This is a genomic window from Bacillus cereus group sp. BfR-BA-01380, assembly GCF_022663535.1.
GTDB classification, from domain to species: Bacteria; Bacillota; Bacilli; order Bacillales; family Bacillaceae_G; genus Bacillus_A; species Bacillus_A cereus_BB.
In genome coordinates, this window is the sequence record NZ_JAKUFS010000004.1 from 170,738 (window position 1) to 184,396 (window position 13,659).

Genomic DNA, 13,659 nt, shown 5'->3' on the forward strand with positions numbered 1-13,659 from the left:
CTGCTAAATGTACAAGGAATAAGTCAGTTCATCGTATGTAAGAATATAATCATCGGTAAATCCAAGTCCTGTGTAAATTTTTTTACCCGCATCATTTTCAGAATGTACAGTCAAGCGAATGTGATGGCAAGAAGGATGCGTGCCCTTGATATGATTAATCAACACTTCCATCGCAGCAGACCCCAATCCTTTTTTTGAAACCTTTTATCAATGAAAAAATGAAAAAGCCAAAAGTCTTCTTTACTATCAGGTGTATAGTGCAGATTAAAGAAACCCACCATTTTGTGCTGATGATATATCCCATAAGGTTCAACCATCCTATCGTCTGGTCTTGATGTATGCCTTGGCAAGAGCAATAGCGACAGGAGGCGTGACTACGGCAACAAACTTTTGCTGCTCAGTATTCACGGAAAGTCCAAGAGCTTCTTGCCAGTTTTCAGAAGTTATTCCCTTCATGTTTACTTGAGACATAAGTAGTAACCTCCAGTTTTTACACTTAATTTTTAAATAGCATAGTATTAACAATGTAGATTTACATAATGTGTCATTATACGTAGTAAACAAACAGGCTTAAGTCTTTTTCAAGTATATTTTCTCGAAATTTTCCTTATTTCCTGTATGAAAATTTCATATCTACTATTTAGTTTCATACTTTATTTTAATAAAAGTTCTTCACACGAAATGAAACTAAGTCAGCAGTCTAAATCCTAATCTTATTAAACTAAAGAAATAAGAAGAGAAAAATCTAATTTGGTCAACAGCATTCAGTCTAAAACATTTTTCAAGTCGAACAGTAGGTTAAATTAAATTTTAATATTATACAAGTTATTATATTAATTAGAGGGAATTCAAAGTGCGCATGGAAATTTACGGAAAAGGTGATATGGAGAGGAGTGATAAAAATGGTACAGAAAAGATTAGCAACTGTTGATACTAATATTGAACTACACCTTCATACAACAGCGATAGAGCATAGGGATTTAAAGGTTATTTATAAAATAAATTCTTTTGTTTCAGTCATAGTAAAAAATATTGTTGGATTTGGTATATTTGTAGTAACTGATGATGAATACAAAATCGAAGGACTTTTACACATCAATAAGTTTCAGGATAAATTCATTAAAAATATAGAAGAATATATTTCAATAGGGGACAGAATTGATAATGTTAAAGTTGTAGGGGTTAATCAGGAAAATAAACTAGAATTTTCTAGTATGCATTTGACGTTTGAGAAAATGAAGAATTATACAGATAAGAACACAAATGATTCGGCAGTGCAAGAGCTTTCTAAAGAAGTAATGGAAATAAAGAAAGTATTAATGAATAAAGTAGGAATAATATCAAAAGAAGCAGAAAATCGGATACTTAAAAATATAGAAGAAAATGGTTTGATAACATTTTCAATGGCAATGGGGAGAGTTTTAGAAAATTATCAGGTTGATTTAGGTATGCTCTTAATTGAAGAAATTGAGAATAAAATGAGTGACTATCTTTAGCGAACTAAATTTTATAGTCTCAGATCATGCATATATACAATTTTTATCACGTAGCCGTGAAAGGTTAGGATTAAGAAATAATAAAGACATTGAGGAACATTTACTTAAAGCTTATGTAGCCTTAGAAACAGAATCACATATATATTTCATTACTGAAAATTTTAGATTTCCCTGTAAAAAGGAAGAAAATTCATATGTCGTTAAATCAGCACTAACAAAACAGCAACTAATGAAACCATACAATTAATTATTTACTATTAGTAGTATATAAGAGTGAGCGAAAAAGGAAAACATGTAGTTGAATTATCAAGATTAATTCATAATAAAGAAAAATGTAAACAAAATTAGCCGTAAATATGCAAATACAACAAGGAGAAATTGATGTATGTTTAATAGCTTTGAAGATTTTAATGATATATTGTTAACCAAAAGAAATTCAGGTAGTATTATTTGCAGTTTTAAAAGTATAAATAATTTAGGAAATGAAATAACAAAGGAAGAATTTTTAGAAGAGATAGGTCATCAATCCAATGAAATAAAAGGAAGATGGGAAGTAATTGACAAAAGAATGGCTAAGAAAATTCTTGAATACATTTTATCAATGGATATGGCCTATGATATTGATTTAGAAACAAAGCCTTTAGCAGAAAAATTAAGTAATTATTTTTTAAAGGAATTTCTATCAGATGCAAAATACTATACTAATGGGAAATTTGATGAGGTTGATGGATTCTTTAGGTTAAGTGAATGGACATCAATCACAAACTCAACATTTGACACAGGAATTTTAGCAATAGATAAAAATAAAATAGGTATACTGTGGGCAGAAGATAATGACTAATCATTCTATTGTGTTAGGGGGCGCGTTAGTTAAATAGAAATAAAAATTAGTCTGTAACAATGATTACTTGGTAATCATTGTTACAGGTTTTATATAGGCAGCTACTTGCCCTCATATATATTTAACTTAGCTAAGAGGGCAATAGGGAACAGTACGAATTCTGTTATATTACTGTATGATTTTCGTTACGATGCAGAGAGAGTAAAAGATACATATGAGGATCTAGAATTTATATTTGTTGGTGCTGTATCTTATTATTAATAGCTTTGAGGTGTTGAACAATGTGGAAAGTAAAATGAATAAAGAGGAACTTATTGAACTTGTAAAAAAGATCTATAATCTTGATTTACCAGAAGCAGAACATAGCGAATATGTGAATGAATTCAATAATAGCGGTGTTCCGCATCCGGCACCTAGTGATTTAATATTTTGGAATGATATAGAATTAACACCTGAAGAAGTAGTAGAAAGTGCATTAAGTTATAAGAGAGAAAAAGAATAACTGAAACAATTAGATAAGAAATTGTACTTGTTTTTATATGAGGCTGTGGGTAGGGGGAGAATGAGATGGAAAGTTCAAAAGTTGTATTATGTATACCTGGTTTATGGAAGAATAGAAGTGAATTAATTGAAGCGATTGTAAGAAAAAGTGAGGGATATATGTTCGCTGGGAATTATATTAGTAAACTAGGGGATCCGAGTATGTTTTTTGAAGTTGATATATATGAGCATGATGAACGAGTAGCAGAAGCTTTTGAAATTGCTGGATACAATTCATTTACTGAGGAAGACCTTGATCTTATTAGAAAACATTCTTTAACTCTGTATTTAATTGGGGACGGAGGTTCGATTGAAAAGATAAGAAAGTTAGTTGATGCTGCAAATGCACTTGTAAAAGCTGGAGGACTTGGCGTGAAGGTTGAATCTTCAGGTACTGCAAATACAATTGAAAACTGGAATCGTATGTATCATACAGATGATGCGGTAGAATTATTTCAAGCTTTTGTGACAGTGATTGAAGAAGATGATTTTTACTATACATGTGGTATGCATTGCTTTGGGCTCCCGGATGTAATTACTTTTAAAGATCAAATAACGCCGCAATATGCTCAAGAATTAATGAACGTTTTTTGTTTGTATAATCTCATTGAAAAGCCTAGCTTAACGGATTATTCTACATTCAGCCTAGATGAAAATAATCCTCATTTTATATTGCAACATACGGAGTGTAGACATTTTTCAGAAGATGAACTGTTTTATAATCAGTATGGAATTTGGGCGTTAGTAAAAAAAGAGTAGTATAAAAATTTGACGTGAATTCGAGATAAATGAGTATAGGAGAATAATGAATATAGAACTTGTCAAAGCGATTGATAAGGAATACGAAAAATATCCCGAAGCATGGGCCAATTACAGTTGAGGAAGTTGTGCAAGCTGAAGGGACTTTCCATTCACATAATCAGTGTAATCGGAAGTGCTTTTTATAAATAGTTTGAGAAGCGGTCTATTGGGTTGATAATCTGCGTTTCTACTCATATTGTAAATTTGAAATAAAGATGCAGTTTAGTTTAATTACAAAAGTACTCTTCATTTAAGAAGGCAAACAGAAAAATAACTGGATTGACAATATTAAAGGTAAGTGTTAATTTTATTAATGTAATTTTAAATTGAATAAAGGCAACATGGCTATGGACGTCATGTTGGCGAATTAACATAGAAAATGTTTTAATGCAGAGCCTCCTAATTCTTAGGGGGGCTCTGCATTTTTTTATTTTAATGTGGGAGGGATTAGATGGATAAAAGAATTTACCTACTTACGATTATTACCTTTGTTGTAGGTCTAGTTGAATTAATTATTGGGGGAATACTTCCTCTTATTGCTGAAGATTTAGGTGTTTCGTATGGTCAAGTTGGACTGTTAATCTCAATGTTTTCCTTAAGTTTTGCAGTATCAGGCTCCATTTTATTATCTTTGACGTCTAAGATAGAACGAAAAAGGTTATTTCTAATTGTCTTATTCATCTTCTTTTTATCTAATTTAATAATAGTTTTGAGTGATGGATATATTTTTCTTATGGTAGCAAGAATATTGTCAGCCATGTGTGCAGCGTTACTTATTTCATTGTGTGTTACAATAGCTTCCCAAATAAGCGATGAAGCGTATAGAGCTAGAGCAATTGGAGTTGTATTAATGGCTTTTAGATTTTGAAGAAATTAAGGAGATGTAAATATGCTTATTAAAGATAATATTTATGGTCAATTTATTATTAACGATAAAGTTTTAGAGAAATTGATTATGAGTGAGCCAATTCAGCGATTAAAAGGGATTCATCAAGGGGGAGCGAATTATTTAGTTAACGAAAAATGGAATATTACACGCTATGAACATTCAATTGGTGTAATGTTATTAATTCGTAAACTTGGAGGTTCTTTAGAAGAACAGATTGCAGGGTTGCTACACGATGTTTCTCATACTACATTTTCTCATGTAGTGGATTATGTCTTTGAGAACGAATTTGAAGATTACCACGAAAAAATATATAAGGATGTAGTGGATGATTCCGAAATACCCAATATTCTTTCTGATTTTAATTATAATTACAGTGAAATTATAGACGATTCTAACTGGTCAATATTAGAACAGCCTGCCTCAGCTTTATGTGCTGATCGAATAGACTACACACTTCGTGATATGTATGAGTATGGTTATATATCTTTAGACAACATTCAAAGTTTTCTTGATAACCTGATAGTATTTAAAGGTACAATTCACCTTAGAGATATAGAGATAGCAGAGTGGTTTGTTGAAACTTACTATAAAGAAGTCATTGACTTCTTTATGAATCCATTGTGTATTTATGCTAATTATATGTTAGCTGAATGTTTAAAAAAGGCTTTTGACAAAGGAAAAATCACAGAAACAGATTTTCTTAGAACAGATAATGAATTGTTAAATAAAATACACGAAACCAAAGATGCTGAGCTTATAAATATCTTAGAAAAGATTCATCCAAAGGTACAATTACGTATTAATCAAAAAGACTATGATATCTTCCAAAAAAATAAAGTACGTATAATAAATCCTTTAATTCTGAAAGATGGGATATCTAGTTTCTCTTCAGATTTGTCTGTAAATGTGAGAGGGATGACTAATCAAGCTCATCGCATTGCTAAAAAAGGAATATATCTTAAAATTTATTAATCTATAATTGATAATGATGCATAAGTACGGTGCTCATTTTATTATTGCCATTCAACTAAAGGGACGTTTGTTAAATAAAGACAAAAAATGGATCGAACTTTTTTCAAAATGGATTCTTTTTATTGATGATTAAATCAATGTTCATGTGAAGTTTTTAATTAAATTTTATTTTAAAGCTACATTCAATACGATGCTTTAAAGTTCCGATTCGTTCAAATATAGTTAGTTAATAACCTTAAAAAATAAGGGACTACTTATGTGGTAAAATAATATGAAAATTCAATTTAAAGGAGGTATTAAATGAAATGGCTATTAAAAACCTTAAAACCAATGAATATTCCGAATTAGAAGGAGAAGCCTATTTCGAATTATTTGATCAAAATATTCTGGTATACATAGACCAAGATGCAGATATCGAATACGCAGAACTATGTATAACATATTTAAATTCTTTAAGTGAGGAACTGATAAATAAACTTTGTAAAGCATCTATTAGATACTGTAATGAATTTCTTGATGATATAGGTGAAGATATTATAGAATTTTCTAAACCGACAGATGTTCTACCTTATATTACACCAAATACTATATGTATTCCGAATCCTAAAAATAAATCTGAACCTGTCATTGATTTAGAATTAAATTGCACATGGGAAGAAGAACATGGTATGGAATGGATCATTCGTAGTGGGGAAGTTATGTATGTCGGAGCATTTAATGGAATAAATCCATATGGGAATTGTGATATCGGAAAAGATTGGAATTATGCTTAATGTATGATTTCATAGAAATGTAATCAAAAAATATACTAATTTTCTTATTAAACTAAAAGGTGCTTTTGTTTAATAAATTTAAACAGCTTTATTATCTTTTAATGTGAATAAATTTGTATAGTTCAATACATTATTATTTCTATGCAGTTATTATTTGTTGTAACTTTGAAATAAAGTCGCGATGCTTTTACCCCTTTAGAATCATGTCTAAAGGGGTATTTTTTATTATGGGAGTGAAATTATGTCGTTTGGATGCATATCCTCCTGAAACTGAATGTTGCAAGTGACGTTACGTCACCTATTATAGTTAGGTTATATCATGCAAGGAAAGAGGAATGATGAATGAAGAAAAAGGACATAAATTGGAAGGACCAAGACCCTTGGGGATTAAAAGAATTTCTATTAATGATGCTACTTGAATTTGTATTTGTTATAGGATGCATAAAATTCTTAGTAAAGCCTATTTATTCTAAGTGGTTTGATAATGAGCTATATTCAGGAACTTTAATAGGATTAACAATAGCGATTGTTTTAGTTTCAGGTGTGTATTTTATGATCATTCGGCCAAAGAAACTTTCTTGGAGTGAAGTAGGAATCAGGTCATTCTCTATAAAGGATTGGAAACTTATTGTCTTACTAACTATTATATTAATAGTTGGTGATGTAATAGTGATGGTGCTTACTAGCTTTATTGGGAATTCTTATGAGAACAGCAAAACTGAAGCGATACAGCAAAACGTAAATTTCTTTACTGTTCTTATTGCTTTTATTTCTGCGGCGGTCATTTCACCAATATATGAGGAAATATTTTATCGTGGTTTTTTATATCGATGGCTACGTACACGTTTTGGTATGATGGGGGCTATTTTTCTAAGCTCATTAATCTTTACAATTATCCACATTCCAACTTATAATGCGATGCCTGTAAACTTCTTGAGTGGTATAGTCTTTGCATGGGCGTATGAACGAACTAACTCAATTTGGCCGTCAGTTATTATTCATGGTCTAACTAATGGAATTATGATTCTGATGACAACGATGGGATAGTAGAAGTTTGTTGTAAGCAGGTGAAGTATCCAATGTCACTTAATACATACTTTTAGATCATTCTATTTTCACTTTAGATAGTGAACTATATTCAAAATTAACTATCGGGGAACTGTGGTTGAATAAAAATAATTAAACTTTATTCGAAACCTACATTATGTGAGAACAATTAGCAAAATAAAACACCGTATTTCCCTGAATAAGTAAAAATATGGTCGGGAAATTCTCTGGTGTAGCTCTGCAAAAAAGATACGATGTTATCCCCCTTGGATATGGTTATCTAAGGGGTTTTTTAGTGAAATGGAATAGAACATCTGAATTGAAAGGTGGGTTAAGGAACTGCTGAGTGACAATAGAGTTATTCCGTTAGAGGACCAGATTGTTGAGGGAAGATTCAGAAAACAAATTGATTTTAAATAAAATAAATTGTTATAATTAGTACCAGATATTGGTGTTAAGTGTAAAAAATATGGGGTTAAACGTATGATAGGGGCGAGAATAACAGCTACTGGGACATATGTACCTGGAGAAAATTAACAAATTTTGACCAACTAATTAATGCTCCAACCCCGTTGTGATAAATTTTTGCGTAATGATTAACAAAGAAATGAATTTGATTTTAAGAACTGGTTGCCAATTGACAACTCAGTTTTTCTTATCTTCAATTATCGGGCGCGATAGTTGAAGATGACGTTTTTTTGATAAACCAAAAGTTTGAAGGTACGAACTAGGGATTATTTATCCCGCTATTTGTGGGCAGTAATACTCCCACCTCAAAATTCAGCGAAAGCATTGTCCAGTTCCAGTGGCTAGAATGTTCGGTGGCTTCGCTTCTTCCTACGAGGTAAAAAACACCTCTACGTCAGAAGCTCCATCCCCCTCACATTCTGGGCGAGCCACTTCCACATTTCTTTGTTGTCCAGCTCTAACGGCTAGAATCTCCGGTCGTTTCGCCCCCTCGGACGAGGCAGAAAGCGCCTCTCTGTCGGGTGCTCCAACGTCCTGCGATTCTGAGCGAGCCGCTTCCGCCTTTCTTAAGAGGTTAGGTGGGAGATAAACTGCCCGTAAAAGCCCGATTGGTGAGGGCTGATAATTAGTGGGGGATGAAGAAAACCCCCACTGATTAAAGTTTCACTTTATATAATGTGAGAAAGGCTGTGAAGTTATTTGAGAGGTTATAAAGCAATGCTATTTGATTTAGATGATACCTTACTTAATAGGGATAAGGCAGTAGATAAAATGTTTTTAATTATTTTAGAAAAATGTTATGAGAATGTTAAACATTCGGTAAAAAACGAAATGTTGCGGAAATTCAAAGAATATGACAAAAGAGGCTATGGCTATGGTGATAAAACAAAAGTTTTGGAATCATTTTTTGATGAATTTCCACCAAAATATAGATTGCCACGCAATTACATTCAAGATTTTTGGAATAATAATTTTCCTCATTGTTTTTCTATAAACCAAAAGACTATAAATATCGTAAATACTATAAAGAGGCAAGTTAAAGTTGCGATTATAACAAACGGCTTAACTCAGAGACAAAAAGCTAAAATAATTAACACTAATTTAAATAGTTGTTTTGATATAATAATTATTTCTGAAGAAGTGGGATTTAGTAAACCTGACAAACGCATATTTGAATTAGCATTAAATAAGCTTAATGTGCAACCGGAAGCCGCATTATTCGTTGGAGATGACATAGAAAAGGATATTAGTGGTTGTCAAAATGCAAATATAAAGGGCATATGGTTTAATCCTCATATGATCAAGAATGATACCGAAATAAAACCATATGCCGAGATCAATTCTTTTGATAGATTATTAAGTTATTTTACATAATAAACATAATCAGAAGTTGTTTTACTTCACAATATTTTTATAATGAGTAAAAACAATAATAATGATTATCGAAAAGAAGAAAAAAAGATAGAACTTAATAATATTGAAAAGATATTTAATGACTAAATCGTTGTTGGACTAACGAGAGCTTTAGTTTAAGGTTACATTATTTGGAAACTAAAACCTAGAAACAATAGATCTTAATAAAACCCCTGATTTTTCTGCTTAGCGTAGAAAAATCAGGGGTTTTAATTCTGAAAAATGTCTTAGCATACAAAATTTCTGAAATGTTGGCGGTACCCGATCACCATCAACTTAAGAAATTGAGTGTTCTCCAAAACGAAAAAAATGAGCTGAATTCTCATAAATAACTGTAAAAAGGGTGTTTTTGCCCATCCCCCGAAAAAGGGGAATAAGACAAAATATACCAATGTGGAAAAGTAACTCTAAATCAACCTTTGTTGTATATTTTGGAGTTACTTGACGTTTACTTTTATCCTATGCCTAAAGGCGGACTGAATTCCTGCATAGGCTTTCCAGTATCACTGAATTTGTAATGAAAAGTTGTGAACAATTGAAAAAATAATAGTTGAAATAATGAAGGGTGAGAAGGAGTTTATTTCTAATAAGCGAAATATTGTATTGTTTTATCCTAAATTATTTGTAAAGGTGGATACATAATGACAGTAAAGAAGCTTTATTTCGTCCCAGCAGGTCGTTGTATGTTGGATCATTCTTCAGTTAATAGTACACTTACACCGGGTAAACTATTAAACTTACCTGTTTGGTGTTATCTTTTGGAGACAGAAGAGGGACCTATTTTAGTAGATACAGGTATGCCAGAAAGTGCGCTTAATAATGAGAATCTTTTTAAAGGTACATTTGTTGAAGGACAAATTTTACCTAAAATGAATGAGAACGATAGGATCGTAAATATTTTAAGGCGTGCCGGATATGAGCCAGAAGATCTTCTTTATATCATTAGTTCTCACTTGCATTTTGATCATGCAGGAGGAAATGGCGTTTTTACAAATACACCAATTATTGTACAGCGTGCTGAATATGAGGCAGCACTCCACAGAAAGGAATATTTGAAAGAATGTATATTGCCGGATTTAAACTATAAAATCATTGAAGGGGATTATGAAGTAGTGCCAGGTGTTCAATTAATATATACACCGGGACATACGCCAGGGCATCAGTCATTATTAATTGAGACGGAAAAATCAGGTCCAGTGTTACTAACTATTGATGCATCATATACGAAAGAAAACTTTGAAGATGAAGTACCGTTTGCTGGATTTGATCCAGATTTAGCTTTATCTTCAATAAAACGTTTAAAAGATGTTGTTAGGAAAGAAAATCCGATTATTTTCTTTGGACATGATATGGAGCAAGAAAAGGGATGTAAAGTGTTCCCGGATTATTTGTGATATTGCATATAAAAAGTCATGGGCTCGTTAGCTGTAAATTTATAATAAAGTCTGACCGTTTGTAATAAAGTTGCACCGTTTATAAAAAAGATTGATCAAAAGTCCTGTATTGATGCAGGATTTTTTTGTTCTGCAATTGGACCATATTTTGGAATAAAGAAGGGGATTGGATTGTTCACTTTGAAATAGTAAGTTATTCCGCAAAAGCGCCCGATTGCGGAATGTTCCAACCATTCGCTACTCTTAGGTTACATCATTCTACCTTGCGATTCTTACAAATTTTTATAAGTTATAGTAAAAATAAAATTACAGGAGTTGAAATCATGGAGTTCTATAAAAAACTAAAAGAAGAACGCTTAAAACATAACTTATCACAAGAAGAATTAGCCATTAAATTAAACATAAGCAGACAATCAGTTTCTAAGTGGGAGCTTGAAAAAGGCTATCCAAATATTGAAACACTTATTACATTAAGTGATTTATTCAACATTAGCATTGATGAATTAATTAAAGGAGATGATTTCTTGAAAGATAAAATCATCAAAGAAGGAAAAATGGGGGAATTAAAAATGACAGATCAATTTAAATGGTTATATGTATTGAGTTCAATTTTAGTAGTATTTTGGCTTTTTGTACTTCCCTGGTCCAATCTATCAGGTCTAACATTAAGCATAATTAATCTCATAGCTGTTATTTACTTTGTAATTGTCGTTAGCTACATCAAAAATAACAAGAAAAAATTTTTTAATTAAACTTTAAAACTAAAGACGACAGCAATCAGGTGGCTCAACATTATCTGATTGCTGTCGTCTTTAGTAAATTCCTACTTAATCACGATTTTGAATACTCAAACCTTTTTCAATTAAATTTCGCAACTTTTTTATAAACAATGTGACTTTGTTTCAAAGCCACATGTATATCCAAAAGCCAAACCAAAAACAAATAACCAAAACAGCAACAGTTAGACGTTTTGGGTTTTATTAATTTACAATATTTGTCTTAACTTATAAAATCCGTGAAATGACGGCAGTACCCCATACCCATCAAGCTAAGATTTTGAAATACCCCAAAACGAAAATTTTGTGCATTATGATCGTTTTTATTGTTTTGAGGTAACCCGTTCTTTTTAGCTTGATAGCGATGGGGCGGTACGCCGAAAAGAAAAAAATACCAATTCATGAATAAATTGGTATTTTTATTCATCAAATTGAAATTAAATAACTATAAAACTAATCTTTTTCAACTGTATATCTAACTTGTTTAAAGTTTACCATGTCTCCATTTTCAGTATCATCTTTAGTTTGCAAAAGTTGAACTTTTGGCTTGTAGTCCGTCCTATGAGCATCTTTGATACCTTTAATGTTAAGTTTGTAGGATTCACCATTTTTTATTTTTTGTTCAAATACTTTTTTATTGGCAACAAAAATAAAGGTCACTTTATTTTCATCAATTCCCTCAGTCCTAAATTCTAATTGATTATCTTTTGTTGTAATTGTTGGTGTTAATAATTCAATACTTCCGTTTCCAGTTTCTTGTTTATTAGCAACTTCATAAGCAGCTTTATCACTTGAATCTAAAGAGTTCTCTACTATACCTGAACATCCGGATAATGTGATACCAGCAAATAGAATAAAACTTAATCCAATTATCTTTTTCATAAGATCACCTCAACTCCAAAATACTTTTCGACTCCGTCAGTCGTCAGCAGGGGAATAAATTGTCATTCCCAACCCGTTAGCATGGAACATAGATGATTATCTGCTAACCTCTTGAAATTATACCATGATATGTAAATGACGAACAAGGTGTATATGGGGTGATCCCCCTATAAGCTCATCCTTTTTTAATTTTTTTACGTTTCCTAGCATAGATGTTCCTTCTACTTCAATAAGTGATTATGTTAACTTTTACATGAATATGGTATATACTTAAATCTGAACATTCGGAAGAAAAAGAAACGCAAAAATGCTAACTTGAAATTATAGAGAGATAGGGGGAGGATTTATGGAAAGACAATATGAAATCTCAAATTATGCACCAACATTAGAAGAATATAAATATTTATGTTCAGTTGTAGGTTGGGAAGATTATATGAACTTTGATGTTGCCGAAATATCATTAAAAAATTCTGTTTTTGCCGTTACAGTTAAGGATGAGAGTAAGGCCATAGGAATGGGAAGAATTGTTGGCGATGGAGCTATTTATTTTTATATTCAAGATGTGGTAGTTCATCCAGATTATCAAGGAATGGGTATCGGCAAAAAAATTATGAATGTGTTAGTAGAGTATCTAAAAGAAAACGCACCAAATAAAGCGTTTGTAGGATTATTTGCATCAGAGGGAAAAGAAAAATTTTATGAAAAATATGATTTTAAGGATTACTCACCTAATATGACAGGAATGTTTACTGTAATAACGAAATGTGATTAAAAAATTTATATCGTGGTCCCGCCCCGTCGCTATCAAGCTAACAAAACAAAATTCCTCCTAAAATGAAAAAATACGCTATTCTGTCTATAGAATCATAGGAAAGGATGGCGTTTGAAAAATTTTATGGATACAAGGTTGTTTTAGGTTGTTGAAAATAGTGACGCAACTTTTCATCTTAATTTAATGTTTTTTAAACCATTAATATCAAAGATCATTTATACAGAAAGTGAAGTTTTTACAATTTTCTTTGATTTGTGAATTGAGTATATTATCATTTGTATAGATAAATATAAACAAGATTGCGGTGATATTAAATGTCACGAAAGGAATTTTATCCTGTATTAAGTATACTTTTGATGGTTGGTGCCGCTATTATAGTAACTTTGACTTTTTTTTCAGATGAATCTATTATGATGAAGTGGCTTCAGAGAATTTGTTGGACTACTATATTTATTGGGAACTTATTATTTTATTTTCGTAAAAGTCGTATGAATAACTAATAGGGTTCACCGTATATTGTCATCAACAGAATTACCCCAAAACAAAAAAATTGTACATTTTCACCTGGAGATGTCAATTTTCTCGTTTTGGGGTA

At 31.5% G+C, this 13,659-nt stretch carries 15 protein-coding genes; 12 read left to right on the top strand and 3 right to left on the bottom strand.

Annotated features, from left to right (window positions below; genetic code table 11):
* Nucleotides 1-3: 3 nt before the first annotated feature.
* Nucleotides 4-171, bottom strand: coding sequence for a GNAT family N-acetyltransferase (locus tag MR076_RS05580; protein ID WP_242218497.1), 168 nt, complete (start codon nt 169-171; stop codon nt 4-6).
* 147 nt (nt 172-318) lie between these two features.
* The gene (locus MR076_RS05585) at nt 319-471 is read right to left on the bottom strand and encodes a hypothetical protein (RefSeq protein WP_242218500.1); all 153 of its coding nucleotides are present in this window, start codon (nt 469-471) and stop codon (nt 319-321) included.
* A 431-nt stretch (nt 472-902) separates the two neighbouring features.
* Between MR076_RS05585 and MR076_RS05590 the strand changes: the two genes are divergently transcribed.
* From MR076_RS05590 to MR076_RS05640, 11 genes are all read left to right on the top strand, one after another.
* Nucleotides 903-1,496 carry a S1 RNA-binding domain-containing protein gene (locus tag MR076_RS05590; RefSeq protein WP_242218502.1) on the top strand — a complete coding sequence of 198 codons (594 nt, stop codon included), beginning with the start codon at nt 903-905 and terminating at the stop codon, nt 1,494-1,496.
* A 385-nt stretch (nt 1,497-1,881) separates the two neighbouring features.
* Nucleotides 1,882-2,337, top strand: a complete 456-nt coding sequence (locus MR076_RS05595; protein ID WP_242218504.1) for a hypothetical protein — start codon at nt 1,882-1,884, stop codon at nt 2,335-2,337.
* A gap of 283 nt (nt 2,338-2,620) precedes the next feature.
* Nucleotides 2,621-2,839, top strand: coding sequence for a bacteriocin immunity protein (locus tag MR076_RS05600; RefSeq protein WP_242218506.1), 219 nt, complete (start codon nt 2,621-2,623; stop codon nt 2,837-2,839).
* A 65-nt stretch (nt 2,840-2,904) separates the two neighbouring features.
* Nucleotides 2,905-3,636, top strand: coding sequence for a DUF4261 domain-containing protein (locus MR076_RS05605; RefSeq protein ID WP_242218508.1), 732 nt, complete (start codon nt 2,905-2,907; stop codon nt 3,634-3,636).
* A gap of 493 nt (nt 3,637-4,129) precedes the next feature.
* The gene (locus MR076_RS05610; protein WP_242218510.1) at nt 4,130-4,546 is read left to right on the top strand and encodes an MFS transporter; all 417 of its coding nucleotides are present in this window, start codon (nt 4,130-4,132) and stop codon (nt 4,544-4,546) included.
* A gap of 21 nt (nt 4,547-4,567) precedes the next feature.
* Nucleotides 4,568-5,539, top strand: coding sequence for an HD domain-containing protein (locus tag MR076_RS05615; protein WP_242218512.1), 972 nt, complete (start codon nt 4,568-4,570; stop codon nt 5,537-5,539).
* 305 nt (nt 5,540-5,844) lie between these two features.
* Nucleotides 5,845-6,312, top strand: coding sequence for a DUF6985 domain-containing protein (locus MR076_RS05620; protein WP_242218514.1), 468 nt, complete (start codon nt 5,845-5,847; stop codon nt 6,310-6,312).
* 342 nt (nt 6,313-6,654) lie between these two features.
* Complete coding sequence (locus MR076_RS05625) at nt 6,655-7,359, top strand: CPBP family intramembrane glutamic endopeptidase (RefSeq protein ID WP_242218516.1); 705 nt, start codon at nt 6,655-6,657, stop codon at nt 7,357-7,359.
* A gap of 1,185 nt (nt 7,360-8,544) precedes the next feature.
* Entirely contained in the window at nt 8,545-9,201 is a 657-nt protein-coding gene (locus MR076_RS05630) for an HAD family hydrolase (RefSeq protein WP_242218518.1), read from the top strand.
* Between the two features lie 680 nt (nt 9,202-9,881).
* The gene (gene aiiA / locus MR076_RS05635) at nt 9,882-10,634 is read left to right on the top strand and encodes a quorum-quenching N-acyl homoserine lactonase AiiA (RefSeq protein WP_242218520.1); all 753 of its coding nucleotides are present in this window, start codon (nt 9,882-9,884) and stop codon (nt 10,632-10,634) included.
* Nucleotides 10,635-10,957: 323 nt separating this feature from the next.
* Nucleotides 10,958-11,386, top strand: coding sequence for a helix-turn-helix domain-containing protein (locus tag MR076_RS05640; RefSeq protein ID WP_242218522.1), 429 nt, complete (start codon nt 10,958-10,960; stop codon nt 11,384-11,386).
* A gap of 477 nt (nt 11,387-11,863) precedes the next feature.
* Here MR076_RS05640 and MR076_RS05645 read toward each other — a convergent pair whose 3' ends face one another.
* Nucleotides 11,864-12,292 carry a hypothetical protein gene (locus MR076_RS05645; protein ID WP_242218523.1) on the bottom strand — a complete coding sequence of 143 codons (429 nt, stop codon included), beginning with the start codon at nt 12,290-12,292 and terminating at the stop codon, nt 11,864-11,866.
* A 346-nt stretch (nt 12,293-12,638) separates the two neighbouring features.
* Here MR076_RS05645 and MR076_RS05650 point away from each other — a divergent pair, with 346 nt between their 5' ends.
* Entirely contained in the window at nt 12,639-13,064 is a 426-nt protein-coding gene (locus tag MR076_RS05650; RefSeq protein ID WP_242218525.1) for a GNAT family N-acetyltransferase, read from the top strand.
* Nucleotides 13,065-13,659 lie beyond the last annotated feature (595 nt).